The sequence below is a fragment of the Sphingomonas zeicaulis genome (assembly GCF_050433225.1).
GTDB classification, from domain to species: Bacteria; Pseudomonadota; Alphaproteobacteria; order Sphingomonadales; family Sphingomonadaceae; genus Sphingomonas_D; species Sphingomonas_D zeicaulis.
The window spans coordinates 15,892-39,765 of the sequence record NZ_JBNPXQ010000018.1 but is presented as its reverse complement, the minus strand read 5'-3'; the positions used below and the strand labels follow the sequence as shown (position 1 = coordinate 39,765).

The following is a 23,874-nucleotide window of genomic DNA, read 5'->3' as shown; positions in this document are numbered from 1 at the left end:
TCACCGCCATCGCCGTTGATCCGTCAGCCTACACTGACACACGAGAATCAACGACGATTCCAGCCGGTTCCTTCAACCTGCCAAAGTAGTGCTAGCATTTGTAATGATCATCATCGATCATTGATGCGTATTCGAAACGTCTCGTATCGGCTGGTGACGCGTTATATCCGATCAGCCGGATGACTTTCTGGCCATGTGACCAGGCGGCCTGTGCCGGCTGCCATTATTCTATAAATTTGTTCTGGGGCGCTGCCTTCCATTTCAGACTGCAACTGTGGCGCCCATGCCAATACTCGGCAACTTCGCGTTTGCGAGCAGGTTGGTGAGAATTGTTACATAGGGCGGATAATGTTTGAAGCGGCGCAGTCGATAGCTGACCACTTCGTAGCGAATGCCGCGCGCCGCCATCCACCCAGCCATCATCTTCTGATACTCGTAGGTGAGCGGCTTTTCGGCGCCTGGATCAGCCGACGTCACGAGATCGGGCGCCTCCCCGCGGGCTTCGAGTTCGACCAGCAGCGCGGTGGAATCGACGCCGATGCCGTAAGTCAGAACGACCGGTGGGCGCAGCGCTTCGAGGTCGAGATAGTCAACTGCGCGCAACGGTGCGCCGGGCAGTTCGGGCTTGAGCATGATGGGGATCCCCTTCTCGGTTCCCCTTCTCACCTCCCTCTCCCCTTCCCGCCCCTGGATTGCAAAGCCGGTACGCATTGTGTCCGTGGGCAGCGCGGCATAGGTTTGGGCGGGCTGAAGCCGAATGTTTTCAATTCTCGGTCGAGGCGCCGCTTTGCAGGGCCGGCGCCTCAACCGGTCGCGCTCGGGCGGTTGAATAACCAGCACATCAGGCATATTTATGAGCGCGCGACGTCGGTGGTGTGAGAACACCCTTCCGAGCAGGCGTCGGCCGTGGCAGCGGCCGGCGCCGGAAAATTCAGGAGGGGGTCGGCTGGCAGGCCGGCCCCCTCCCCGTTTCAAGGTCTAGGCCTTACTTACGGGCTGCGTGGATGATCTGCACCACCAGAGCAGCGAATGCGATCAACAGCATGGCAATGCCGATGATCAGAGTTGCGACGTCAACAGTTATGAGAACCACCTCCTTTGGACGATATTTTTCGCACCCGCGGCAGACGGGAGCGGATCGCCGGCGCCCGTTTAGGGCTGTGGAGCGATCCTGCCACCAACATTCGCCGCGGGCCCCGGGCGGCCTAACGGTTGCGTGGCAAGAGTTGAACTGGCCGGCGCCGATCCCGCGCCCCTGCTAAGTTGCGCCGGCTTGACCGACTCGTCCGCGATGTTCCATATTTGTTCTATCGGAACGGAAGGACGCATCATGACCGCTGCTGCAGCGCTGAAGGCCACCGTGGAAGTCCACATTTCGGACCTCAATGATGATCAGCTTCGTTTCGAGCACCTCATCCGTCTCAAACGAGGCGATGTGCCCCGGGAGGTGGCCGCGATCGAAGCGGAGTTTCATCGTCGCGGCGTGGATCCAGAATCCATCACCATGTGGGACGATGATTTTGCGGATGAGGAGGAGGAAGACGACGGCGACCTCGGGCCGTGGTGCGAGATGTCGGAGGCGCCGCTAGATGGCAGCCCGGTGGACCTGTGGATCGACATGCCGGCGGCGTTCGGGAAGCGCTTGCCCGACTGCTTCTGGAACGCGCAGGCAACGCCAGCCTATTGGCATCAGCGCCGAGAGGACGGCGCTGCCGCGTCGATCAACATCCTCGATATGGTCAGCTACTGGATGCCGGCGGCGGGCAAGGATGCGATCGTTCGTGACGTCCCGGCTTCGCGCCGGCACTATTTTGACGACGGAATGATCGAGACCTGGCCGGAGGAGTTGCTGCAGCGGGTGGCGACGTTCCTCGCAGACGACACCGACGAATTTGGCGCGGATCTCGCGCGACGGAGCGCCGCAGAACTTCGCGAGCGTGCGAGCCGTTCCAACTGAAACCGGTCCGTGTCACGCCTGAATGCCCTGATGGCGACGGTCGAGGCGGTTGCCGCTCACTTCGATGCTGAACCGGCTGACCCGGTTCACGCCCAGGCTGCCACGGTTGAGGGGTTGCCCGGCGTCGTGGTGATCGAGCATGAAGGTCGGCGCCGCGTCGGCAACATGACGTGGGGGTTCCCGCGGATCGATCGCGAAATGCGCGAGCGCGGTGATCCGCCGGGACGCATCGGACTGGTCGCGGACTTGACCAACCCCATGTGGAACAGGACCGTCGTGGAACCTCGCTTCCGCTGCCTGATCGCGATTTCTCATTTCGCCAATCCGGACGGCATCGAGGGCGAGAAGACGCGCACCTGGTTCTCGGTGAAGAACCAGCCGGTCGTCGCGTGGGCCGGCTTCTGGCGCAATCTTGCCGATGTCGGACCTGTCTACGCGGGCATGACGATGGCGGCCAACGAGGCCGTGATGCCCACCAACGATCGCATGCCGGCGCTGCTTGACGCGCATGAATATGAGCGTTGGCTGCACGGCTCGATCCGCGACGTGATCGGCTTCCAGTTTCGAGCACCCTTCCACGCCGATCGGATGGTGGTAGAGCAGACGACGGCGCGCTGGCGCAGTGACGGGCTCCCGTCTACGCAGTTGGGGCTGCTGTAGGAGCATCGGACGTGTGCAACCTTTATACCGAGCGGCTTGGGGCTGATGCCGTCGCCGCCTTCTTCGGCGTCAAGGCGCCCGATGTGGCGAACTTCAACGTGCCGGCGGAGGTCTATCCGGGCTATCCCGGCATGGTGGTACGTGAAGAAGCCGGTGCTCGCGTGCTGCAATCGATGGTCTGGGGGTTTCCGCTGCGCCTGAAAACCATGTCGCCAACCGCCAAGCCCAAGCCAGTCAACAACATCGCCGACCTGCGCAAACCAATGTGGAAGGGTCTCGCGGCCAAGCCGCATTGGCGTTGCCTGATACCGCTGACCGCCTTCGCCGAAGCGGAAGGCCCCAAAGGCGGCAAGACGCGCACCTGGTTCAGCCTGAAAGATCGGCCACTGTTCGCCTGGGCCGGCCTCTGGCGGCAGAGCGACGAATGGGGAGCGGTGTATTCCGGCGTGATGACCGACTGCAACGAGGCGATCCGGCCGGTCCACGATCGCATGCCGGTCCTCCTGCTCGAGGAGGACTATGATGCCTGGCTCAAAGGCTCCTTCGATGACGTCGTCGGCTTTCAGGATCGCTGTTTCCCTGACGATCTCATTGAGATGACCCGTACGTCGGATCCCTGGAACAAGCCAAGAAAGGTGGCGGCGCCCCTGTTGTGAAGGGACTGCCGCGATGACGCAGATTCGGGCACATGGGGGATGAACAGTTGGCGCAGTGAAGGGGCAGTAGATGGTTGAGAGCCGGGACGTCATCGGCATGATCGAAGATCCTGCCTTCCTGAGCGGCGTCGAGCAGATCTATCGCGCTCTCGTCGCGGCGCAGCAGCCGGCAGAGGTGGATGCGCCGGTGCTCAGTGCGTCAGCCGCGCTCGACGCCCTACATTTCGTGATCGCCATGCTGCAGGAGGCATCACCGGCAAACGGCATGCCGCGCGCGCTGAGGCTTGCCGCAGAGCAAAGCCGCTCGGACATCCATGCGATGATGCGGATGATGCGGGATTACCAGCGCGAACGGGGGCAGCACATGCTCGAGACAATCGGCGGTCGCATCCAGCCGAACATCATCTGACGCATTCGCCGCGCTAAGCAGCAAGCTTAACGAACGTGTTTGGGTTATGACATAGAACGGTCAGGGAACTACGTTTAGCTTGTCGGAAGACCATCCCGGTCGATTTCCGCTTGTGCCAGCTATCCGACAGGGTTTGTCGTGTAGCCGCTGTAAGGCCGGGCGAGCAGCCGCTTTGGCGCTGTGAGGGTTGGCGGCAATCAAGTGCTTTTCGTCAGTCCGGTCAGCCCCCAATGTCCGCTTCTCAAGGGTCCGGCCCCAAAAACGGACGGTCGGTTTTGTCCCCGTTTCAGTCATTCGCGCTGCCTGCAAACGGGCGCGCGGATCGGCAAAATTTGATGGAAGCAGTCATTGCGGTCGGCCGCGTTCCGTTGACAACCCCGCGCATGACCGCGACCAACTCTTTCACCAGTTGGTAAGGTGAGCCAGGGTGAGCGGAAGGTGGCCACCAGCAATCGGTGTGGTAGAGCGGCGTGAGACAGCAAGCGCTGCTTCGGGGTAGCGCGGCCGCAACGAAGGTTCATAAAGATGTCGTTTGTCTCTCCAGTGTCATTGCTTGTCGTATTTCTCGCGCCGGCACCGCTCACACCGTCGTCTGCCAAGCTTCATGAAATGGTTGCCGGCGCTGTGAATACATTCTCAGCAGCGCAACGCTGCACTCCAGCGGTTCATCCAGGAGGCGGTCCTGGCCCTGCTTACTACGAGTTGGTGCTGCTTAAGGCTCGACTCAATGCGGCCGTGAGATTGATGAACCAATATGGCGAGATTATCGACATCAAGAGAATCGAAGAAGAACAATTTGAAAGTGAACGCGAGATAATGTTTATGACCTGTCGCGGCATTGATGTTCGATCACTCAAAAATCACCGTAAATTTAAGAAGGCGGTGGAAAGAATCGAAGTGGAAGCCGTAAACGTCGCCGCGAAGTCGAACGGGAATATTCGTGATCATGACGGGGATGGAATCGTTTCAACCCTTTTTGTTCCCGGAGCTGAGCGGTGAGATCGTCGTTTGAGGCGGTGCGCCTGACAGCCCGTCAGGGATATTTCGTCGTCAGCTTCGCGCCACATCCGGTAAATCCTGCGGCTGAAGCCCGTCCCCGAAACCGGCCGAGGTCGCGTTACGGGGACACAATACAAAACGCCAGGCGGATGCCGCCGCAGGCTCGGGACATGCCTATTTTGTATTGTGTCCCCGAAACATCTCAAGCCGCTCCTTCCCCATTGCGGTCGTTCGCGCAGTCGAGAATCCCGCATGCGGATCGTCGAAAATGGGTGGGAACCGGTTGTTCCTACTCATACACCGTTGCGGCGGTGACAACCTCCGCCGCGTGCCTCCACGGGTTGTTATTCGCGGGTTGCCGGCAATCTTCAGCCCACGCCGCCATCGCCTCCAAGAATGAAGAAAGATCGAGATTCTCCCATTCTTGCCTCTTTTCGGGATCATGCAGTTCAGCGCGTAGCTGAGCCACATACCTTGCAAAAGATGATCGATCGCTCACATCGCTATGGTCCATAGACGGGAAGATGATCGAATGCGGAGATTTCCGCAATGGGGGGCCAGCGACCATGGCATGGTTTCCGCGACTCACGTCCGCTTAGCGCCAGAATCTGCAAACCGTAGCCACTCCAGCCCGGCCCGAAAGCGGCCGGCCTGTTTATCGCCCTTGAACAAAGGTCGGTGCCAAAATGATGGCCAGGAAGCGTGGGAAATAGTGGATAGCTGCCGTTCGCCGCATTATCGATGGCGACGGCAAACACCACATCGCCCGCGGGATTGGACCGTACGAGCTCGACAGTGTCTCCCTACTCTTTCACTTTGCAGAGAAAGATCAGATTCGTTTTGATGTATCACAAGAAATTTGCAATCCTCTTTTTTGCGGCGCGATCGAGATGGCGACACATCAATATAGCACCTTCGTGATACGTTCGTGTTAACTTGTCCATGTCCTTGAAATATCCTGATTTTGCTAAAGTAATTACTGTCGACACCTTGGTGCGCGGCATGACACGTGCATAGAATTTCTCGACCATTCTGTATTCACGGCAATTTGCAAATGCCCAAAAAATCTTGATGATGCTACTTTGCTGCCTTATAACGCGGCCCGATAACCGCATCATCATATAAGATGTAGATAGGTCACCATTTTGCAAAAATGCAGCTATAAATTCGCTTGAGGTTTGCTCAGGCAGTTGGCGTAATGCGCTCGCAAGGTCGTTTTCTCCCCGGCCATCACGGCTAACACCTTCCAATAGCCATATAAGTTCTTCAGCCGCCATGTCTCAATCTATCCGCTCTCGAAGCAACGGCTGATGACTGGCCACCGGGCGTATGGTTGAGCCGCGAGCGGAGCCTGGGTGCTTTATCTCCCCTGCGCAATCTAGCCGTGTGGACATCATCGCGCCTTTCATCCGCTCCCGGTCGTTGATCGGAGTAGGTTGCACTCTTTGAACATTGCGAAGATTGAAATGGCGTAGCCCAGCGTTTGCTTCAAGTGCGTGACGTCCGTTTTGCGCCACAACCGGCAGACCAGCACCGTTCGAGCCCTGCCCGGAAGCGATCATCCGCGCTGACGCAAGTGTCTATGGCCGCCTTCCCCCGACAGCAACCGAATGCGGCTGGGTCGTTTGGTCCCCCTTTCGAATGTCTTCCACGCCGTATTATAGCAACCCGTTCGACTCCCAGTAGCTGCGGTTGTAGACGCGCATATGCCGTTCCCGGTCCGCAGCTGTCGGCGGATACAGTGGCGTAAATTCAGCGCCGGTCAGTCCAGCCGCCCGCCAAGCCGTGACCAAGACTTCATCTACAATGAGTGTCTGTGAGGCGCCTTTCAAAGAAAATATCCGAGTCGATTCATTGAAATTATCTGGCATGCTTAAGTCATATATATCCGAAATTCCCCTCGGCACCCAATGTCGGGCATCTCCGCCAAGCTGATTCGCATACCTTACGACCGATCGCTCATGATCATGAATCTGATCAATGCGTGTCTCGGCAACAAGCCAGTATGGATTGAGAGGATTGCCCTCCCAGTCGACTGCAGCGCACTTTGCGAACTCTATTCCTGAAGGGTCGACTTGGAGCATGATCTCCTTTGCGGCATTAGACACAATGGTAAATGCCGACCGATAGAAGTCCTTGACTTGGTGACGGAGTTGCCCAAATATTATTGACGGAGTGGCATTTAGTTTTGGTAGGCCAAAACGAATATCAACCCCTCGTTCGTAATCGTGGTAGGTTCTGAGCCCGCGCAGCGGCATGTCGTGGTCAAGCACCTCTCGCCTGTTTAAGAATTTATAATCTCCCGGCGATGCAGCAGCGTCCTCGTCCATGGCGAAATAGAGCCTTCTAGTATCGGACGGCTTGCCACTCATTGTCGGCTCCTCCCGTTATGCGACAGTTCAGCGATAGCCTCGTATCGATAACAAACTCTCCGGCAATCTCGATGCGTACAAGCTAGCCCGATGAGCCGGGTCAAAGGTTTTGCGGTTTTGCGCAGCATCTCCAGACTATGGGCGCCTTTGTGGGTCATCGCCACCATCTTTCCAAAAAGCTGCGTAATAATGGCGGGCAGCTTCGTGTCTGAATGGGACAGACGCAGGGAAATGCATAATGGGCATGTCAGCTTAGCGAAGGCCGTCGTCGCGGTCGCCAAGGCCGTGGCTCGAAACCGGACAGGGCCTGGCGGCCACCAGCTGCGCCCACTTCTCCCCGGGACGGCTCTGTGAGCCGCCGAACCGATTCGTCCCGTTTCGGTCGTCCGCACGGTCGGCAGCCGGCGCGCGGAACGGCAGAAATGTGGTGGAGAGCGGACGTAGACAATGTATCGGTCAAACAGATAACTAAACGCTTTGCCATCGTTTGGAGCGATCACTGTGACTCGCCTGAGCCATCAATTTAGCGGCGCTCTTAGGACGTTCGCGTTTTGGATAGCGAACAGATCCGTTGGAAACCCGCTGCTCGATGGCATCGATTACACATGCATATTCGAGGAACCGAGCAGTCTTGAGCAGACGTTCGCCATCTTCGCGAACGTCATCGAGCTAGATGATAGCGGCTCGGTTTTGAACGCCAAGTGGGCGGAACGACGGGCTGCCCAGTACATCTTGCAGTATGTGACAGGCGAAGCTCCTGATCCGCCGTTCGCCGATTGGGAAACTGAATTGCACGAACCAGCTCCGCGCGAGGATAGGCTACCTTGGCCGGTCCCGAAGCGATAAGCGGTATGTCCGCTACTGGGTCAGACTGTGTGAAAACGCGGGTTGCTATGGTACGATGATCCTACAGTTTGGAGGATCGAATGGGTCGCTTCATCGCTGGTGCGGATCGCACCCAGACCACGCTATTCCCTGCCTGCGTTGACGACTGGATCGATGAGGATAACTCCGTCCGGGTAGTCGACGCGTTTGTCGATGCGCTGGATCTTGCGGGGCTTGGGTTTGACGGCGTGGAGCCGGCCGCGACCGGACGGCCCTCATATCATCCATCGGTTCTGCTGAAGCTCTACATCTATGGGTATCTAAACCGCGTACAATCGAGCCGGCGCCTGGAGCGGGAGGCAAGTCGCAATGTCGAATTGATGTGGCTCGTGGGGTGCCTCGCACCTGACCACAAGACAATCGCAGACTTTCGCCGTGATAACGGCACTGCAATCCGCCAGGTTTGCAGCCGCTTCGTATTTCTGTGCCGCGAAATGGGCCTGCTTACAGGCCGAACTGTCGCCATTGACGGTAGCAAGTTCAAGGCGGTGAACAATCGTAATCGCAACTTTACAAAGGGCAAGCTGGTGGGCCGGCGAAAGCAAATCGAGGAGAGCGTAGCGCGGTATCTGGCGCAGCTCGACACGGCCGACCGTCAGGCGCCCACTGAGGTACTTGCTGCCAAAACAGGCCGGCTCAAGGAGAAGATTGCCAAGCTCGAAGACGAGATGAAGCGCCTCGATGAACTGGAAGCGCAGATGCTTGCTACGCCGGATCAGCAGATTTCGCTGACTGATCCAGATGCGCGATCCATGTCTTCTGGTGGGCGCGGCACGGCCGTGGTCGGCTACAATGTTCAGGTCGCGGTTGATACCGACAACCATCTCATCGTCGCCCACGAGGTGACGAACATCGGGACCGATCGGGCTCAGCTCAGCGGGATGGCAACCAAAGCCAAGGAGGCTCTCGACGCTGAGCGCCTAGAGGTGGTCGCCGACCGCGGCTACTTCGCCGGCGAACAAATCCTCGCCAGCGAACAGGCCGGTGTCACAGTCACACTGCCCAAGCCACTGACCTCTGGAGCCAAAGCCGTCGGGCGATTTGGCAAGCAGGACTTCGTCTACTTGCCTGAGCAGGATGTTTATCGCTGCCCGGCCGGCGAGGCGCTGACATACCGGTTCACCAGCGTGGAAGCGGGGCTAACGGTCAGGCGCTATTGGACGAGCGCATGTCCCAAGTGCCCGATCAAAGGCAGCTGCACACCGGCTCCGGAGCGGCGCGTCACGCGATGGGAACACGAGCACTTGCTTGAGGCCATGCAGGATCGAATCGATGCGAGCGCTGATGCCATGCGCCTGCGACGGCAGACCGTCGAGCACCCCTTCGGTACTCTCAAGGCACGAATGGGTGCGACACACTTCCTCTTAAGAACTAAACCGCGCGTCTCAACAGAAATGGCGCTCCATGTTCTCGCTTATAATCTGACCCGAGTCCTCAACATCGTTGGTAGCCGCAAGCTGCTAGCCTCGCTTGCCTCCTGAGCAAGGCCGCGACCCGGCGTCGCCGTACTACATCGTCGCCGTTCAGCGCCCTGCGCAGCCTTTTCACACGGCCTGGGGCGCGAGCGGTCGTGGTTCAATTTTCAGGCCTACCGTCCGCTTTGCGCCAGCTTATGCCGAAGATCCAGGCCACCGGCATGCCGGAAGCGGCCGGATCCAGCTTACAGGCTACAGCGGCTGATTACGCTGGTTTAAATCGATAGCCACCAAGCGGTTGCATCTCCAATCCGGCCGCCAAGCTCGCATGCATAAAACACGGCGGCATTTAGCCACCACGAATTCCGCCGGATAGCGATGACTCTAATACGGCGGTACTTCTTTAGTCTCTCCCGGCCTTATGCCTCCGACTCTTGAAATCCAGCTATCGTAGTCAGGATCGCCTGCCCTTGATTGGCCCACCGTCATAAACAGCGGCTCGTTCTTTCCAATGCCGTGAAGAGCGTACTCGATTGTACCATCAGAAAGCATACTTACGATTCCAATTGAAGGAAAAATTGACTTAGATTCTCCGGGTTTTATCTCTCCGTAGATGCCTACATAATCGCGATAGTATTCATCGTTCGGTCTGATTATCTGCGTGCCAGCGCCTGATTGTGCATCATGCATACGGATTTTTAGTGATCCATCCTCCGACATTTGGACAATGCCGATCGGCTTACCAAAATCACGTGCAATATCATTTGCCGAGCATCCGGCTACAAACGGAACAGCTAGAAGGCCTACGTTTATTAGAGATCGAAGATTATCTAAAAGGACGATCGCCACCATACCTCCTCCGATCAACTGTCGCCGTTCAGGAGACAGAGACTGCGCGCGGATTTGTGCGATGCGACCATAGGACACCATCGAAGTAGCCCGCCGGAATCATCAGGCAGAACGAAGGGAGGCGGTCTGCATCAACGAAATCACCGTCGCCCATTCGTTCGGTGCCTCACACGCATGAGAGATCTTTGCACGCAGCAAGAATGTATAAGGGACTTCAGCGAGCATGAAGTTGATATGCTCCAAGCGGGCCGCTGCCGCAATGGGATCCCGCGTCGGCTGGTTAAAGCGTAGCGCGAGCTTCGACCTTCTATGCACCAGACCCGTCGCCCCCCCGGCCTGACCGCTTCAGTTTTCTGCTCGACCTCTAGGATCGGTCTAGGCGTAGCTGGCGCTGCGCGTCTAAGCTCCGTCCGCTTAGCGCCAGCCCTTGCCGTGGTGGCCAGTTTCCGCCTCACTCGATAGCGGGCGCCGATCCCGTCCGACAATCCGCGCACGGCATCGTGACCATCCGGGCCTTTGCCGCCGTTCGTACGAGTTAGGCCGAATGGCAATTTTCGAAAAATAAGCGATCATTCTAAGTCTAGGTGGCGGGCAACCCTGGGGCCATCAGCCGAGAGCGCGCGAGGCAAGATCAGCTGCGGCGTCACGCTTCGCCTGTGCGGCCTTCCGCTCGGAGTAACGGTCAACGAGCTGGTCGGCGTGCGGGCGGGTCAGGATCGTGAACCGGACCAGCTCCTCCATCACGTCGACGATCCGGTCATAATAGCTCGACGGGCGCATGCGGCCGGCTTCGTCGAACTCCTTGAACGCCATCGCCACGCTCGACTGGTTGGGGATGGTGATCATCCGCATCCAGCGGCCGAGCAGGCGCAACGTGTTGACCGCGTTAAACGACTGCGACCCGCCCGACACCTGCATGACCGCGAGCGTGCGACCTTGGGTCGGGCGCATGCCGCCGAACTCCAGCGGCAGATGGTCGATCTGTGCCTTCATGATGCCGGTGATCTGGCCGTGGCGCTCCGGGCTGCACCAGACCATGCCTTCGGACCAGAGCGCATGCTGCCGCAGCTCATGGACGGCGGGATGATCATCGCCCTTCACCTGATCGGGCAAGGGCAGGTCACTGGGATCGAATATCCGCACCTCGGCGCCGAACAGGATCAGCAGCCGCGCCGCTTCCTCGCCCGCTAGCCGGCTGAACGAGCGTTCGCGCAGCGACCCGTAGAGCAGCAGGATGCGCGGCGGCGGCTGATCGTCGCCGAGGCCCGCACCCGGCCGGGTGATCACAATGCTCCTATCAAGCGCGGGGAGATGATCGGGGTCGGTCAGCGCGCGGAGACGGGTCATCCAAGGTCCTTGACGAGATAGGTCGCGCGCGGACCGCACAGCGATGTGAACTGTGCGGTCGCGGCGATGAACGCCGGCGCCGCGTCGCGATCGGCGTCGACATATCCAAGCCCTCTGAAGAACTCGGCGCTACGTTTGGTGAGGAGGTGCAGCCGCTCGACCGCGCCATCGGTGACGCCTTCAAGGCGCTCGACCAGCATGCGGCCTTATCCTTTGCCGCGCCGGGTTGGCAGCACGACCAGCGAGCGGAGCAGCCGGTCAGCGCCGTTGCCTTCCAGACCGATGAACCCGATCAGCCCCTCATCGTCGGACAGGCTGAAGAACATCTGGTCGGCACCGCCAAGATCGTCGGTTGGGAGCTGGGCGGCGGCGAGCGCAAGCCGCAAGACATCATCGGCGTGCCGAGCCTCCGCGAAATAGATCTGGGTCATGCCGTCGCTCTCGCTTCGTACCAGGGCCGCGTCCGCTTCACGATCGAGACGACTGACAGCATCACCGGCACCTCGACCAGCACGCCGACGACCGTCGCCAGCGCCGCGCCCGAGTTGAGCCCGAACAGGCTAATAGCGGCGGCGACCGCTAGCTCGAAGAAGTTGGAGGCACCGATCAGCGCAGCGGGCGCCGCCACGCACCACGCCACCCCGAACCGGCGGCTCAGCCAGTAGGCGAGCCCTGCGTTGAAATAGACCTGGATGAGAATCGGCACCGCGATAAGCGCGATCACCAGCGGATGGGCGATGATGGCCTCGCCCTGAAACCCGAAAAGCAGCACCAGCATGGTGAGCAGCGCCAGCAGCGAGACAGGCCCGAGTCGTGCCAACAGCCGGTCCAGTGCAGCCTGTCCGCCCGATCCGATCACGGCGCTGCGGATCACCTGCGCGACGATCACCGGCACGACGATGTAGAGCATGACCGAGATCAGCAGCGTATCCCACGGCACGGTGATCGAGGCGACGCCAAGCAGCAGGCCGACCAGCGGTGCGAACGCGAACACCATGATCACGTCGTTCAACGCGACTTGGCTGAGCGTGTAAGTCGGCTCGCCCTCGCAGAGGTTGGACCAGACGAACACCATCGCCGTGCACGGGGCCGCAGCCAGCAGGATCAGGCCGGCGATATAGGAGCTGACCTCGCCTGCCGGCAGCAGAGGCCGAAACAGCCAACCCAGGAACAGCGTGCCGAGCAGCGCCATCGAGAAGGGCTTCACCGCCCAGTTGATGAACAGGGTGACGCCGACGCCCTTCCAGTGCTGGCGCACCGAACCCAGCGCGCGGAGGTCGATCTTGAGAAGCATGGGGATGATCATCAGCCAGATGAGCGCCGCCACCACGAGGTTGACGCGCGCCATCTCGGCCGAGGCAATGGCGGCGAACAGGCTCGGCAAAGCATAGCCGAGCGCAATCCCGACCGCGATGCACAGCGCCACCCACACGCTCAAATAGCGCTCGAATGTGCTGATCCCCGGCTTGGCCGGAACGGCGGTGGTCATCCGCCGATCCTGTTGCCCGCGTCGTCGATGACCTTCTCGCCATCTTCCTTGGTGAAAGCACCGCGCTGCCGGGCCGGCAGTAGGCCCAGCACCTCTTCCGATGGACGGCACAGCTTCACGCCGAGCGGCGAGACGACGATCGGCCTGTTGATGAGGATCGGATGCTCGACCATCGCGTCGATGAGCTGATCATCGCTCAGCGCCGGGTCGCCGAGGCCAAGGTCGGCATAGGGCGTGCCCTTCTCGCGCAGCAGCGAGCGAGGCGTGATGCCCATGCGGCCGATCAGCGAAACGAGACGCGAGCGGTTGGGCGGCGTCTTCAGATACTCGATGACGTGCGGCTCGATGCCGGCATTCTGGATCATCGCCAGCGCGTTGCGCGACGTCCCGCACTCGGGGTTGTGATAGATGATGATATCGACGGTCATGGGAGCCTTCAGCAGCAGGGGGTAAGCTCGGCAATCAGCGGCTCGCAAAGCTCCGCCTTGCCGCCGCAACAGTCCTTCACGAGGAACAGGGTCAGCGCCTTCAACTGGTCGAGATCGGCGCGGTAGTTGATGATGCGGCTGCGCCGCTCGGACCGGATCAGCCCAGCGCGGGCCAGCGTCGCGAGATGTACCGACATCGTGTTCTGCGGCACATCGAGCGCTTTGGCGACTTCGCCGGCGGCCATGCCCTCAGGCTCGTGGCGGACCAGCAAGCGGAATGCGTCGAGGCGCGTGCCCTGCGCGAGCGCGCCTAGAGCCGAGATGGCTGCGTCGTTGTCCATATATCCATGTTAACGGATATATGGATTGATACAAGAAGCGTCTGAATTTGTCAGAAGCCGATCTTGGCCGTTTGGTCACGAAAGACCGGGTCTGGTCCGGCGTTGCCGGAAGAAACGGTGGCAACTGACGTCTGCCATGCGCCAAATCTCGTCGTCGCGGTCGCCAAGGCCGTGGCTCGAAACCGGACAGTGCCTGGCGGCTACCAGCTGCGCCCACTTCTCCCCGGGGGCGGCTCCGTGAGCTGCCGATTCCTCCCCGTTTGGCCGTCCGCACAGTCGGCAGCCGGCGCGAGGAACGGTGAAATGTGGTGGGCAGGAGCCAGTCCGTTTTGCACTTGAAGCACTGAGAAGCTACCGGCCGTTACTAACGCTCGTGCTCGCAAGCTGCACCATCGAACACAAAGTAGCGGTGGCCGGTCAGCATGTGGGGCGTGTGTTCCCGCCACGACGCAGCGGCGATTGGATGATGGTCGGCTAGCTGATCTACCGCCGCCCTGGCGTTCACCATGTAGCCTCTCACCACGAAGGTCTTCCCAGAGAAGATCGCCCAAAGCTGCGAAAACCAGCGACGTGGCCCCGTCAACACGCCCAAACTTCGCCAATCACACTCGCGCTTCGACGCCAATGGCAGCGACAAACCGATCCATGCGTCTCTCACCCATTCGGGAGCTTCACCGATGGGTCGTCGCACGATCTTGATGTTCATGGCGCGATGCTGTCACGCTGAGCGAATGTCCGCAAGGGAGGAAGGAATGCGCCGCTGTCTCTGTCGACTCTGGGGCGGCACCCCTGCAATACATTTTCTGCACCGATGTCCGCTTAGCGCCAGGATCCGTCAAACCGGGATGACCGAGAGTGACCCGGAAGCGGCCATCATGCGAGAAGGATGAAGATCGCCTCCCGCTAATTGGTCGCCGCCCACCGAGGAGCCTTTCCAGCCCGTTCGATAGCGGCGTTTCGATTGATGGAGCTGACAGCCGCTCCCCAGCGGGGTGCCGGCTGCGTTTCAGCACTTGGCCGCTTTGGCCAGGGAGATGAAGCATGGGAACGTCACGTTTCGATCCAGTTTGCGCCCCCCAGCCCTGGAACGCAGGACGCAAGGTTGGAGCCAAGAGGCCTCTGAAGCCGCGCCAGGTATGGTCGATTCGCTTCCTTCTGGATCAAGGGCGGCGGATACGCGACCGCGCCTTGTTCGACCTTGCGATCGATAGCAAATTGAGAGGATGCGACATCGTCACCATAAAGATCGGTGATCTCATTAGCGCCGGCACGGTGCGAAGCCGCGCCATCATTGTTCAGCAGAAGACAGGGAGGCCCGTCCAGTTCGAGCTGATGGAGGATGCGCGGGCTAGCCTGGGGAGGTGGCTTGCCTGCCGCGGAGGAGGGGCAAGCGACTACTTGTTTCCGAGCCGCGTCAACGAAGCGAGCCACCTGAGCACTCGCCAATATGCTCGCCTTGTCGAGGAATGGGTCACCGGCATAGGGCTCAGGCGCGAAGAGTATGGAACCCACTCCCTGCGAAGAACGAAAGCCGCGCTCATTTATCGGGCCACCGGAAATCTCCGAGCCGTGCAGATCCTTCTTGGTCATTCAAAAATCGAGAATACGGTCCGATACCTCGGCGTCGATGTGGAAGACGCGCTTGCACTTGCGGAGAGCACCGAAATCTGACGAGTTGGTCCATTGCCTCGGCAGTGGACCACGCGTTGCTTAACGCGAACGGCAATGTCAGCTTCGCCCTGATCACGCCCTTAAGCCGTCACGCCGCTTCGTCCCCTTTTCGGACATTTCACTGATGGAGCAATGTACATCTCATTGTGGGTGGGAGCCCCGGTTCGCGACATTCTCGCCATACGCCGGCTCCGCCGAAGACAGGAGTCGCTCGAGGGGTGGCGACCGTCCGTTGCCAACCGGAGCACAGCTGGTAGCTGACCTATGTTTTCAGATGTCGTTTGAAAAATCGCGGATGGGCATTCTCAAATGGTGGGGTGAATACCCGGTCGCACCGGGCGCGACAGAGCCTATCGAGCTGTAGCTCGGAGGTCTGGCGTTGGTGCTGACCCTTGCATAGCTCACCCGCATGAGCATCCGATCTTTTTTAAACCCGTGCGCAGCATACCCTTTTGCGAATTTGACAAAGCACAACCCGCAGATTTGCGTTACTGGCCCGGCTCCGCGCAGGCATTTCAGAAGCCCCCGTTTTCAGGAACCTGCAATTAGGCGGAAGAGCCTTCCGCTGGAGCAGCAAGCGCTGAGCTGTTCTGAATGCTATGACCTCGGAGTCAAATTGCAGCTAATTCTATCAACATGCTATTCAACATCATCTCGAAATACATCGAATTCATCATCAGACTTACGAAAAAGGCGGGCAGACTCTATCCGCCAAGCCTCCAGCATATTGCGGACATTCAAATTATCGCATGCTATCACAAACGGGTGAATCGCATCGAAGCTTTCTCGCATTCTCGATCCAAGATGTTCGATTTTTTCCTCGCTTAGCGAATTGATGGCATTTTCAAATTCACCGTTTCTCAAATGGCAAAGATATATGGCCCACGTTGCATACGCTCCTGGGTTGCCGCTTTCCTTAATGAACGTTATCATTGCGGATGGCGTTTTTACGGGCCACACGCTCGACTTGTAATCGTTAATCGCCTTCTGAGTTCTTATAAGAGTGTCCTCACCAATGGTGTATCGGACCAGCCTTTCACCAAGAGAAAGATTAATAAAATCGAGATTGTCAAATTTAGGGAGCAAAAACGTAGATATGTATGTGTCTATCGACGACCCATTTAATCTTAGTCCCGAAGCTATATCGGCTCCTTGATATCCAAGCCACGCCCCTTTTCCCAAATTCTTAAACCCAGCACCTAGCAGAATTTTAGATATTTCTCGACGTTTTTTTGCATTGTCTATGGCCATTCCAGCCAATTCTCTAATTTCATTGATCATAAATCACCCGTAATCTATTTCTCATATATCTCGCAAATCCGCGGTGGCTTCGGCAGATTCTTAAGATAATTAGATAGCTGCGGATCTTTAAGTCTAGCGTTGCCTGTTTTTAGCTCAACAACATACAATGGTCTTTCAGGATTCCCATAAACGGCGTCAGGACGGACAGATCCGAGGTCGAACCATCCAGCCTGAGCTCCACCTTTGTACGAAACATTAATGTGATGATTTGGACCGAGAAGCGCAACGCCTAGGCTGAACTGTACATGTATGAATATTCCACGTAGCCATGGTATGGGATTATTGCGCTTGTCAAACTTCGACATGAGCGATCGTGCCAGCTCGTCCATCTCTGCAAAGCCTGGGAGGCTGCTGCACTCTCCTGGGATAGAGGGCTCTGCTACTCCACCGCCAGGCGCCACTTGGCGGCTGGGTTTCTTGACCTCCCATACGGTAATTACCCAGCCGTTATCATCGACCGTTGTGCTGCCGGTATAGCCCAGCCCCAAACCGCCGCCCCCTGCGGGTACACCATTCGCAATGCTATCACGAGCGGTGACAATGATGTCAGCGGCCCCCGTGGGATCAACCCGGTTCACCGGATCTCCGGAGACATAGGTGTACAGGTTCGGCCCGGCTGAATATCCTACGGGATCGGCCTGCATGAAGCGCCCGATCGCGCCTCCGATAGACGTAATACCCATAGACCTCAAAATCGGGTGGTCGGTCGAGCGCCGACTCGGTCGCATAGATAAGCGTCTCATCAAGGTCGAGGATGAGCAACGTCCGATCTGTGTTACGCAGGGTCCGATTCATGAGTGCTGCATAGCGGACTTTTGCCGTCAGGCGACAGGTGGTAGAAGCCTAGATTCCGGGTGCGCCGCGATTGTCCGCTTCGCGCCAAATCTCGTCGTCGCGGTCACCGAGGCTGTGGCTCGAAACCGGACGGTGCCTGGCGGCCACCAGCTGCGCCCGCTTCTCCCCGGGGGCGGCTCCGCGAGCTGCCCAACCAATTCGTCCCGTTGCGGTCGTCTGCACAGGCGGCAGCCGGCACGCGGAACGGCGAAATGTGGGTGGTTAGCGGACGAACCAGAACGGCTCATCGGTTCCGCGCTCCCACTGCTGCTCAAACTCGTCGCGGTCTATTGCAATCAAATCTGCGTCACCAAACCCATCATCTAGGGAGGTGTCGATGAGGGATGGGCAATCATCCCCATGCCGCTGCTCGATCTCGATGCTATTTCTTGTCACTCTTCCATCTGAGTAGAGGTCAACCGTTCTTAGGACAGCGTCCTGCGTGCGACTGATTTCATAGAGGCTCCACTCTGCCTCGCCTTCCGGCACAACCTCATCCGGCCAGCGGCCGCGAAAATACTGTAGCTGTTCCGAGAGTTCCATTACCGCAGATTAGCACTTCATTCCGGGAATGGAATGCCCGCTATTGGTTGCGAGCGGCCATGATCCAATTTCCCGGCCTCACGTCCGCTTAGCGCCAGGATCCGTCGAGTACCAGCGATCCAGGCGTCCCCGAAAGCGGTCAACCCGGTTGTCCGCCTGCGAACCGGTTCGCGCTAGGATGGGAGCCAGGAAACGTCGCAAAGTGAGTGGTTAGCTGCTGTTCGATTGTAGGAGGCCGCGAGCGTCGGCAACCGCGTGATCCAACAAAATCCGCGGCTTTCCTTGTCCCAAATCCTGCCGGAACTGCTTTAGCGTCCGAATTTCGACATCGTAAGGGGTACCGCCGGCGAGATACGTATGCTTTTTTCTGCCGAAAAAGTTTCTCGTCATTATCCAAGGCAGCTCGAAGCTAACTAGCACCTCGCCGTTTACCAGGACGGTCAGCTCAAGTCCCGAATCCTCAGGAATATCGCGAAAAACATGGTAGACGAGGCCGTTCGGCACCAGAGGATCAATGATGTCGCTGAGCGGGACAGTTGCGGTGTTCGGCCAACTCGTCAGCTCTCCCCGCATCACGCGCATGCGCGCCACGTCGTACCGCTCTGTCATTCGCTTTGGCATGTCTGTCCTTCCCCGGTGGGGCACCCTATCCGAACTGGGAGCGGCAGCAATTGGGCGCGATCTGCCGTGGCACTTTTCCCGCGTGCTTCGTCCGCTTTGCGCCAGGAGTAGACGATTTCAGGTCACCTTCGTTTGCGCCGCAGGGAGCTATCCGCAGCTGAAAGAATTGCGACTGCTTGCTCTGCCTCCCTTTGGGTCAGGTATAAGATGGGCAGCCAAGTGCCGCTTAGAGGCGTATAGACGCCCCACATAGGCTCCGCGTTGGGTGCCCGCCGCATGCGAGCCTGAAATCTGCTCTGCAACATGATCGCTATCATAGCCGCTGGTGCCGCAGAGGTAAGAGGCGATTCCGGATATTGCCCGTCGGGCGGGCCTTATCGTAACCCCGCGCTGTCCCGAATGCGGGATCTTCGTCTCAATAGCGCCTCGTGCTCTTCGCGTTCAGCTGAATTTGCTGGTCGCCACCCGTCCGCAGCACGGATCAACTCTACACCGCATCGGCTGCATTCAGTCCAGTAATCGCTTCCATCATGCTGAGCGCCCCCGCGATCGGGCCTGTGACCAAAGATCCTACAGAAAAGACGAATGCGAACCTCCTTCAAAGCGCAGATCCGGCCTTGGCACTGATCTAGCGACAGTGGTGCATCCCGTATGTTACATTTTTCAGACGAAAGGCGTGCGGAGGAGTTCTCGGATGTTCGTTCCCTCGGGTCTTAGGTTAGTTTTCGCCGTGAGCGTCGCCACGTCAGCGGCCCATTCGCAGCCCTTGGCCCAGGTCTCGGATCGCACCACCGACGAGATGGCAATCAAGCGCCTGGCTTCAACCTGGGAGATGTCGTGGAATAAGCGGGATGCGGCCGGGCTTGCCTCGATCATGGACCCGGAGATCGTCTTTGTCTCGGTTCTTGGGCCCGATACACCGGGTCACGGGCGAGGTGGCCGCGCTGCTTTCCAGGCGGCGCACTCTGCAATGCTGACGAGCTCAATGTTTTCAGATAGCCACTGGACCAATCAGAATGTGTCCGTCGTTCGTTGGCTCGCGCCTGATATCGCGGTGGTGCATGTGTCTTGGCAGACGACCGGCGATCGGGTCCGACATCTCCCGGCCGGCACGGTAAGGCGCGGGCTCTTTACCTGGGTCGTCCAGCGTCAAGCCGGGAAGTGGTTCGTGGCCGCATCCCAAAACACGGAAGCTCTTCCGCCGATGGATGACGGGCATTCCAGGCGATAGTCACAGCTTGTCGATAAGCCTCATGCAGTGACAGTTTCCGAACTGGTGAACGAAATGCCCAATGGGTAGGATGCGGCAACAGCGCGCCCCAGCTTAATTAATGGCGACGTCGATCCGACGGGCATTTGACACCCGCGATGCCGGGCGCGGCCCAGCCGAAATACGGGCAAGCGAGCGACGCGGGAGCCCCGTCCTGCTATCCGCAGCTTCGCCCGGCAACAAAGGTCGCGTTCGCACGCGCCGCGAGGAGCGGCGATCCGGGGGTTTCCTGACACTTGCGTTTCCCCCTATGCGCCGCGTTCATCAATGATCCTTCGAACGGAAAAGCCATGCGCGCAACGCCCACATTGGCGAAGAAAAGCTCCGAACTGCGCATGCTGGCCTATGCATCTGGCAATTTCGGGAAGGCGCTGATCTTTTCGGGCGCGGACCTTACGGTCCTCTACCTGCTCACCGACCTGATGGGGCGCTCGGCGACCGCGGCGGGAACGCTGATGCTCGTGGCGCTGGGCGGTGACCTGATATTCGATCTGCTGGCGGCGCGGCTCGTGATCGGATTGCGCGCGCATGGCAAAGGCTATCGGTGGATGGTCGCCGCCGCCGCCGTCCCCTGCGCGCTGGCCTTCGCGCTGATGTACGCGATGCCGGCGCTGGGGCTGCGCCACCTGTGGATGCTTGCTCTCGCGCTGCTCGTGTTCCGGGGCGCCTATGCCATGATCGATGTGCCTCACAACGCGCTGATGGCGCAGATGACCAGCAACAGCCGGGCGCGCGGCCGTGTCTCGGGCTACCGCCTGCTGTTCAGCACGGCAAGTTCATTGGCGGTCGCCATGATCCTGGCGCCGCTCGTCCAGCAGTCCCAGGCCGCGCACGGGTTCGATCGACTGGCGCTCACCGGGCTCCTGGCGGGTGGGTTGAGCGCGCTCACCCTAGTGTTGAGCGCGATGACATCCGGCACGAGCAAGGGCGCGGTTACGATAGGAGCCTTGCGGACCGACGGAATCGGCATACCGCTGCGTGACCCGATGGTGCTGGCGATGGGCCTGCTTGCCTTGCTGACCGGCTTTGCCGCGCCGGCGTTTGGCCGAATGCTGCTCTACGTCGGCACTTATGTCGTCGGCCGCCCCGATCTGGTCCAGACCTTGCTGCTCGCGTTGACGGCGGGCCAGTTCACCGGCGTGCTTGGCTGGACCGCACTGACGCACCGCTTCGCCAAGACCGCGCTGCTCGCCATGGGCCATGCCGTCACCGCGCTGGGCCTGTTGCTGTTCACGGTCTGCCTGGCGTCTCCCGCGGCATTGACCGGCTGTGCCCTGATCATCGGCGCCGGGTTCGCGAGCGTTTTCATGCTGCCCTGGGGGCTTCTTGCCGATGCCGTGGACGTCGTCGAATGGCGGCACAAGCGGCGCTTCGAGACCGGCCTGTTCGCCTTCTACCTCGTCGTCGTCAAGGCGAGCGGCGCGGCGTGCACGGCGCTGATCGGCTGGACGCTTGGCAGCCTGGGCTATGTCCCGGGCGTCACGCAGTCCGCCGCCGTCGAGACCGGCATACTCGTGCTGGGGCTCGGCCTGCCGTTCGCGGGCGCCTGCGCCACCATCCTGATGATGCGACGCTTCGATCTCGACCATGCCCGCCACGCCCGGTTGCTTGCAGCGCTGACGTGGCGGCAGGCGCGAACGCCGGCGGCATCGTTCAGTCCGGCGCGGAGCCGGTTTCCGGGTTGAAACGCGGATTGGCGAAGTCCAGCGGCGACGGCACGACCTTGGCCGGCGGGCTCGCGCTTTCCGCCCATGCCCGGCACAGCATGTCGCGCAGCATCGCCGCTCCCGCTGCCGTCCGCTCGTGGATCATCGCACGCACCTGCTTGTCGGCGAAATCGGCAAAGCCATTGCGCTTCTCGAGCGCGTAGACCGCTTCAACCTTGTCGCCGGCCTCATCGAGAAAGGCGAGGACCGCGTCGAACATGTCGCCGGTCCGGTGGCCGGGCGCCCCGATCCGCGGCATGATGTCGGCAACGCTCAGCGCCATGCCGTCGACGAACCGGCTTTCGAAGCGGCCATGGATGGTGCGGTCGCGGGTGAAGCCCTTCGGATTGTCGCCGCGCCACCCATCGGAATGGATCGAGTCGTGCATCGGTTGGGCGCCATCTCCGATATAGTGGCCGAGGCGGATCGTCTGGAAGGCGCAATGCTGTTCCGGCACGGAGGCGTTGCCGCCTTCGGCACGGGCCTTGCGCACCTGCCGCATGCAGACGACCAGCCGGTCATATGCCTCCATCGCCGCATAGGGCAGCGTCCCCGTCCACCGCACATTGGTGCGCGCAGCCGTTGCGGGATCGCTCGCCCGGATCGCTTCATGATGCTTGTAGAGCGCGAGGATGAATTCATAGCGCGACCGCGGGATAGGCTTCAGGAAGCGAAATTGCTCGCGGAACCAGCCGTGATTGGGATCCTCCTCCATCTTCGAGAAATTCTCGGCATCGCCCCGCCAGCTATCCGGCAGGGTGGCGGACTCGGCGATATAGTCGGCATAGTCCCGCAGGAAGGTCGGGCCGTCCTCGGGAATCGACGCTATCGCGGCGCGGTCGATCACTGCATGGGCGGTCTGGCCCCAGGCCCAGGCTGAAGCCGGCTGGAGCAAGAGCGCGCCGGCAGCGGCGGTGGCAAAGGTGAGGAAACGCATCGGCTTCTCCGGTCGTCAGGGGTCGAGCGGATCGCGCGGATCGACCCGCGCGGACTGGCTTGAAGGTCGAAACGGCAATTCGGTCGGCGTCAGACGGGTGCCGACATGGCCGGGCTGATAACCGAGTTCGCGATCGTTGCGCTGGGCGAATTGTCCGTTTTCGATCGATGCGCTCTGGCCGGGATTGCAGACGATCAAGGCATCCCGGTCCAGCGGGGCGCCGATCGCCATCAGCAGGCGCGTGGCGTTGCGCAAATTGGTCGTCGTATGGCGGGCATAGGGCTCGATCAGGATCGCGTCGGCCGGTACGCCATAGCGATCGATCAGTGCCCGGCGCATTTCCGCGGCCTCGGTGAAGCGAGTCGCGCGCGGATGGGCGCGGCCGCCGGTGACGATAATGAACGGCGCGTCGCCAGCGGCAAAGCGATTGGCGGCCAGCCGCAGATGATATTTGCCGAACGGGCTGAGCGGCATGCCCTCCACTTCCGGCCCGACTCCGGTCACGATCAGAGCCGAATAGCGAAAGCGGTTCCAGTCGATCCGCCGTGCGCGCGCCGCGGCCGGGGCGTTGGTGCCGCCGGTCAGCGGCTCGAACCCGATCGCATCCGTTCGGTCGCTGACGTCGAGCAACGCGAGCGCATAGTCGATGCTCGGATCGATCGCCTGCACCGATCCGTCGCGCGGCGTGCGCGACAGCCAGGCCGCGGCCTGCAGCCGCGCATGGCGCTCGGCCGGATCGATCGACCCTGCCCCGTCGATCTGCGCATAAGCGGGAAGTTCGCTCAGCGCATAGGTGCGCACGATGACATTGACCCCGTCGATCTCGCGACGGAGTTGCGCGGCCGCGCCGTCATCGAAGGCGGGCAGACCCTCCAGACCGGCTGCGATGGCGGAGATCGCATCGATCTCGGCGTCCGCCCAGAGCATCGCCCGGGCGGTGCAGCTCACGTCCAGACCGCAGGCGGCGGTCCGGTCGGCGCGGGCGCCGAGCAGGGCCGCAAGCCCGGGGCTGCGAAGCACCGCGTCCCGCTTCGTGGTGCTGCGACCCAGCGCGTCGAGCAGCGGGAAGAGGCGTTGCGAAAGGCGTTCGGTCACCGCATCGCGCGCCGCCCCGGCCGAAGCCGGGGCGGACGTGCAGCTTATCGCCGCTGCCATGACGAGTGCGGTCATCCTGGCCTGCCGT

The 23,874-nt window shown here is 60.2% G+C and carries 28 protein-coding genes; 10 read left to right on the top strand and 18 right to left on the bottom strand.

Annotated elements, in window-relative coordinates:
• Nucleotides 1-261: 261 nt before the first annotated feature.
• Nucleotides 262-633 (bottom strand): hypothetical protein, encoded by a 372-nt coding sequence (locus tag FHS96_RS28895; RefSeq protein WP_429600182.1) that lies wholly within the window; start codon nucleotides 631-633, stop codon nucleotides 262-264.
• A gap of 697 nt (nucleotides 634-1,330) precedes the next feature.
• On the opposite strand from FHS96_RS28895, the gene FHS96_RS28890 reads away from it, so the two are divergent.
• The 5 genes from FHS96_RS28890 to FHS96_RS28870 all read left to right on the top strand — a co-directional run bounded on the left by FHS96_RS28890 (nucleotide 1,331) and on the right by FHS96_RS28870 (nucleotide 4,681).
• Nucleotides 1,331-1,957 (top strand): hypothetical protein, encoded by a 627-nt coding sequence (locus FHS96_RS28890; RefSeq protein WP_429600180.1) that lies wholly within the window; start codon nucleotides 1,331-1,333, stop codon nucleotides 1,955-1,957.
• Between the two features lie 30 nt (nucleotides 1,958-1,987).
• A complete protein-coding gene (locus tag FHS96_RS28885; protein WP_429600177.1) occupies nucleotides 1,988-2,617 on the top strand; it encodes an SOS response-associated peptidase family protein in 630 nt (209 codons plus the stop codon).
• Between the two features lie 11 nt (nucleotides 2,618-2,628).
• The gene (locus tag FHS96_RS28880) at nucleotides 2,629-3,273 is read left to right on the top strand and encodes an SOS response-associated peptidase (protein WP_429600174.1); all 645 of its coding nucleotides are present in this window, start codon (nucleotides 2,629-2,631) and stop codon (nucleotides 3,271-3,273) included.
• A 70-nt stretch (nucleotides 3,274-3,343) separates the two neighbouring features.
• The gene (locus FHS96_RS28875) at nucleotides 3,344-3,682 is read left to right on the top strand and encodes a hypothetical protein (RefSeq protein WP_429600172.1); all 339 of its coding nucleotides are present in this window, start codon (nucleotides 3,344-3,346) and stop codon (nucleotides 3,680-3,682) included.
• A gap of 525 nt (nucleotides 3,683-4,207) precedes the next feature.
• On the top strand, nucleotides 4,208-4,681 hold the full coding sequence (locus FHS96_RS28870) for a hypothetical protein (RefSeq protein ID WP_429600170.1): 474 nt from the start codon (nucleotides 4,208-4,210) through the stop codon (nucleotides 4,679-4,681).
• A 289-nt stretch (nucleotides 4,682-4,970) separates the two neighbouring features.
• On the opposite strand, the gene FHS96_RS28865 is transcribed toward FHS96_RS28870, so the two are convergent.
• From FHS96_RS28865 to FHS96_RS28855, 3 genes are all read right to left on the bottom strand, one after another.
• Nucleotides 4,971-5,195 (bottom strand): DUF7660 family protein, encoded by a 225-nt coding sequence (locus tag FHS96_RS28865; RefSeq protein WP_429600187.1) that lies wholly within the window; start codon nucleotides 5,193-5,195, stop codon nucleotides 4,971-4,973.
• A gap of 334 nt (nucleotides 5,196-5,529) precedes the next feature.
• Entirely contained in the window at nucleotides 5,530-5,958 is a 429-nt protein-coding gene (locus FHS96_RS28860; RefSeq protein WP_429600167.1) for a hypothetical protein, read from the bottom strand.
• A 381-nt stretch (nucleotides 5,959-6,339) separates the two neighbouring features.
• The gene (locus tag FHS96_RS28855; RefSeq protein WP_429600164.1) at nucleotides 6,340-7,053 is read right to left on the bottom strand and encodes an imm11 family protein; all 714 of its coding nucleotides are present in this window, start codon (nucleotides 7,051-7,053) and stop codon (nucleotides 6,340-6,342) included.
• A 501-nt stretch (nucleotides 7,054-7,554) separates the two neighbouring features.
• Between FHS96_RS28855 and FHS96_RS28850 the strand changes: the two genes are divergently transcribed.
• Both FHS96_RS28850 and FHS96_RS28845 read left to right on the top strand, forming a co-directional pair.
• Nucleotides 7,555-7,899: a DUF7677 family protein gene (locus FHS96_RS28850; protein ID WP_429600160.1), complete on the top strand. Its 345-nt coding sequence runs from the start codon at nucleotides 7,555-7,557 to the stop codon at nucleotides 7,897-7,899.
• 80 nt (nucleotides 7,900-7,979) lie between these two features.
• On the top strand, nucleotides 7,980-9,419 hold the full coding sequence (locus tag FHS96_RS28845) for an IS1182 family transposase (RefSeq protein WP_429600157.1): 1,440 nt from the start codon (nucleotides 7,980-7,982) through the stop codon (nucleotides 9,417-9,419).
• 318 nt (nucleotides 9,420-9,737) lie between these two features.
• Here the strand turns inward: FHS96_RS28845 and FHS96_RS28840 are convergent, their stop codons facing one another.
• The 8 genes from FHS96_RS28840 to FHS96_RS28805 all read right to left on the bottom strand — a co-directional run bounded on the left by FHS96_RS28840 (nucleotide 9,738) and on the right by FHS96_RS28805 (nucleotide 14,513).
• Nucleotides 9,738-10,202 carry a hypothetical protein gene (locus FHS96_RS28840; RefSeq protein ID WP_429600155.1) on the bottom strand — a complete coding sequence of 155 codons (465 nt, stop codon included), beginning with the start codon at nucleotides 10,200-10,202 and terminating at the stop codon, nucleotides 9,738-9,740.
• A 606-nt stretch (nucleotides 10,203-10,808) separates the two neighbouring features.
• Complete coding sequence (arsH, locus tag FHS96_RS28835) at nucleotides 10,809-11,549, bottom strand: arsenical resistance protein ArsH (protein WP_429600152.1); 741 nt, start codon at nucleotides 11,547-11,549, stop codon at nucleotides 10,809-10,811.
• Complete coding sequence (locus FHS96_RS28830) at nucleotides 11,546-11,749, bottom strand: hypothetical protein (RefSeq protein ID WP_429600148.1); 204 nt, start codon at nucleotides 11,747-11,749, stop codon at nucleotides 11,546-11,548. Before FHS96_RS28830 ends, arsH begins: the two co-directional genes overlap by 4 nt.
• A 6-nt stretch (nucleotides 11,750-11,755) precedes the next feature.
• Entirely contained in the window at nucleotides 11,756-11,980 is a 225-nt protein-coding gene (locus tag FHS96_RS28825; protein WP_429600145.1) for a GNAT family N-acetyltransferase, read from the bottom strand.
• Nucleotides 11,977-13,038 (bottom strand): ACR3 family arsenite efflux transporter, encoded by a 1,062-nt coding sequence (gene arsB, locus FHS96_RS28820; protein ID WP_429600143.1) that lies wholly within the window; start codon nucleotides 13,036-13,038, stop codon nucleotides 11,977-11,979. The genes FHS96_RS28825 and arsB overlap by 4 nt, the downstream gene beginning before the upstream one ends.
• Nucleotides 13,035-13,466, bottom strand: a complete 432-nt coding sequence (gene arsC, locus FHS96_RS28815; RefSeq protein WP_429600141.1) for an arsenate reductase (glutaredoxin) — start codon at nucleotides 13,464-13,466, stop codon at nucleotides 13,035-13,037. Before arsC ends, arsB begins: the two co-directional genes overlap by 4 nt.
• Before the next feature lie 8 nt (nucleotides 13,467-13,474).
• The gene (locus FHS96_RS28810; RefSeq protein WP_429600138.1) at nucleotides 13,475-13,807 is read right to left on the bottom strand and encodes an ArsR/SmtB family transcription factor; all 333 of its coding nucleotides are present in this window, start codon (nucleotides 13,805-13,807) and stop codon (nucleotides 13,475-13,477) included.
• Between the two features lie 364 nt (nucleotides 13,808-14,171).
• Nucleotides 14,172-14,513 carry a hypothetical protein gene (locus tag FHS96_RS28805; RefSeq protein WP_429600135.1) on the bottom strand — a complete coding sequence of 114 codons (342 nt, stop codon included), beginning with the start codon at nucleotides 14,511-14,513 and terminating at the stop codon, nucleotides 14,172-14,174.
• Between the two features lie 335 nt (nucleotides 14,514-14,848).
• On the opposite strand from FHS96_RS28805, the gene FHS96_RS28800 reads away from it, so the two are divergent.
• Nucleotides 14,849-15,478 carry a tyrosine-type recombinase/integrase gene (locus tag FHS96_RS28800; protein WP_429600132.1) on the top strand — a complete coding sequence of 210 codons (630 nt, stop codon included), beginning with the start codon at nucleotides 14,849-14,851 and terminating at the stop codon, nucleotides 15,476-15,478.
• A gap of 639 nt (nucleotides 15,479-16,117) precedes the next feature.
• Here FHS96_RS28800 and FHS96_RS28795 read toward each other — a convergent pair.
• The 4 genes from FHS96_RS28795 to FHS96_RS28780 all read right to left on the bottom strand — a co-directional run bounded on the left by FHS96_RS28795 (nucleotide 16,118) and on the right by FHS96_RS28780 (nucleotide 18,748).
• Entirely contained in the window at nucleotides 16,118-16,759 is a 642-nt protein-coding gene (locus tag FHS96_RS28795) for a hypothetical protein (RefSeq protein WP_429600129.1), read from the bottom strand.
• A 14-nt stretch (nucleotides 16,760-16,773) separates the two neighbouring features.
• Complete coding sequence (locus FHS96_RS28790) at nucleotides 16,774-17,463, bottom strand: RHS repeat-associated core domain-containing protein (RefSeq protein ID WP_429600127.1); 690 nt, start codon at nucleotides 17,461-17,463, stop codon at nucleotides 16,774-16,776.
• Nucleotides 17,464-17,836: 373 nt separating this feature from the next.
• Nucleotides 17,837-18,157 (bottom strand): hypothetical protein, encoded by a 321-nt coding sequence (locus FHS96_RS28785; RefSeq protein ID WP_429600125.1) that lies wholly within the window; start codon nucleotides 18,155-18,157, stop codon nucleotides 17,837-17,839.
• Between the two features lie 210 nt (nucleotides 18,158-18,367).
• Entirely contained in the window at nucleotides 18,368-18,748 is a 381-nt protein-coding gene (locus FHS96_RS28780; protein WP_429600122.1) for a hypothetical protein, read from the bottom strand.
• Between the two features lie 724 nt (nucleotides 18,749-19,472).
• Here FHS96_RS28780 and FHS96_RS28775 point away from each other — a divergent pair.
• Entirely contained in the window at nucleotides 19,473-20,009 is a 537-nt protein-coding gene (locus FHS96_RS28775) for an SgcJ/EcaC family oxidoreductase (RefSeq protein WP_429600119.1), read from the top strand.
• Nucleotides 20,010-20,338: 329 nt separating this feature from the next.
• Entirely contained in the window at nucleotides 20,339-21,733 is a 1,395-nt protein-coding gene (locus tag FHS96_RS28770) for an MFS transporter (protein WP_429600116.1), read from the top strand.
• Here the strand turns inward: FHS96_RS28770 and FHS96_RS28765 are convergent.
• Entirely contained in the window at nucleotides 21,702-22,691 is a 990-nt protein-coding gene (locus FHS96_RS28765; protein WP_429600113.1) for a phospholipase C/P1 nuclease family protein, read from the bottom strand. The genes FHS96_RS28770 and FHS96_RS28765 overlap by 32 nt on opposite strands.
• Nucleotides 22,692-22,706: 15 nt before the next feature.
• Nucleotides 22,707-23,861: a YdcF family protein gene (locus FHS96_RS28760; protein ID WP_429600110.1), complete on the bottom strand. Its 1,155-nt coding sequence runs from the start codon at nucleotides 23,859-23,861 to the stop codon at nucleotides 22,707-22,709.
• Between the last annotated feature and the right edge of the window lie 13 nt (nucleotides 23,862-23,874).

Coding starts and splice junctions, on each gene's coding strand:
- FHS96_RS28865 (WP_429600187.1), bottom strand. CDS start 5,195: ATGGACCATAGCGATGTGAGCGATCGATCATCTTTTGCAAGGTATGTG.
- FHS96_RS28870 (WP_429600170.1), top strand. CDS start 4,208: ATGTCGTTTGTCTCTCCAGTGTCATTGCTTGTCGTATTTCTCGCGCCG.
- FHS96_RS28860 (WP_429600167.1), bottom strand. CDS start 5,958: ATGGCGGCTGAAGAACTTATATGGCTATTGGAAGGTGTTAGCCGTGAT.
- FHS96_RS28790 (WP_429600127.1), bottom strand. CDS start 17,463: ATGGGTATTACGTCTATCGGAGGCGCGATCGGGCGCTTCATGCAGGCC.
- FHS96_RS28800 (WP_429600132.1), top strand. CDS start 14,849: ATGGGAACGTCACGTTTCGATCCAGTTTGCGCCCCCCAGCCCTGGAAC.
- FHS96_RS28890 (WP_429600180.1), top strand. CDS start 1,331: ATGACCGCTGCTGCAGCGCTGAAGGCCACCGTGGAAGTCCACATTTCG.
- arsC (WP_429600141.1), bottom strand. CDS start 13,466: ATGACCGTCGATATCATCATCTATCACAACCCCGAGTGCGGGACGTCG.
- arsB (WP_429600143.1), bottom strand. CDS start 13,038: ATGACCACCGCCGTTCCGGCCAAGCCGGGGATCAGCACATTCGAGCGC.
- FHS96_RS28885 (WP_429600177.1), top strand. CDS start 1,988: ATGGCGACGGTCGAGGCGGTTGCCGCTCACTTCGATGCTGAACCGGCT.
- FHS96_RS28845 (WP_429600157.1), top strand. CDS start 7,980: ATGGGTCGCTTCATCGCTGGTGCGGATCGCACCCAGACCACGCTATTC.
- FHS96_RS28785 (WP_429600125.1), bottom strand. CDS start 18,157: ATGGAACTCTCGGAACAGCTACAGTATTTTCGCGGCCGCTGGCCGGAT.
- FHS96_RS28795 (WP_429600129.1), bottom strand. CDS start 16,759: ATGATCAATGAAATTAGAGAATTGGCTGGAATGGCCATAGACAATGCA.
- FHS96_RS28775 (WP_429600119.1), top strand. CDS start 19,473: ATGTTCGTTCCCTCGGGTCTTAGGTTAGTTTTCGCCGTGAGCGTCGCC.
- FHS96_RS28855 (WP_429600164.1), bottom strand. CDS start 7,053: ATGAGTGGCAAGCCGTCCGATACTAGAAGGCTCTATTTCGCCATGGAC.
- FHS96_RS28770 (WP_429600116.1), top strand. CDS start 20,339: ATGCGCGCAACGCCCACATTGGCGAAGAAAAGCTCCGAACTGCGCATG.
- FHS96_RS28825 (WP_429600145.1), bottom strand. CDS start 11,980: ATGACCCAGATCTATTTCGCGGAGGCTCGGCACGCCGATGATGTCTTG.
- FHS96_RS28760 (WP_429600110.1), bottom strand. CDS start 23,861: ATGACCGCACTCGTCATGGCAGCGGCGATAAGCTGCACGTCCGCCCCG.
- FHS96_RS28875 (WP_429600172.1), top strand. CDS start 3,344: ATGGTTGAGAGCCGGGACGTCATCGGCATGATCGAAGATCCTGCCTTC.
- FHS96_RS28830 (WP_429600148.1), bottom strand. CDS start 11,749: ATGCTGGTCGAGCGCCTTGAAGGCGTCACCGATGGCGCGGTCGAGCGG.
- arsH (WP_429600152.1), bottom strand. CDS start 11,549: ATGACCCGTCTCCGCGCGCTGACCGACCCCGATCATCTCCCCGCGCTT.
- FHS96_RS28805 (WP_429600135.1), bottom strand. CDS start 14,513: ATGAACATCAAGATCGTGCGACGACCCATCGGTGAAGCTCCCGAATGG.
- FHS96_RS28810 (WP_429600138.1), bottom strand. CDS start 13,807: ATGGACAACGACGCAGCCATCTCGGCTCTAGGCGCGCTCGCGCAGGGC.
- FHS96_RS28765 (WP_429600113.1), bottom strand. CDS start 22,691: ATGCGTTTCCTCACCTTTGCCACCGCCGCTGCCGGCGCGCTCTTGCTC.
- FHS96_RS28895 (WP_429600182.1), bottom strand. CDS start 633: ATGCTCAAGCCCGAACTGCCCGGCGCACCGTTGCGCGCAGTTGACTAT.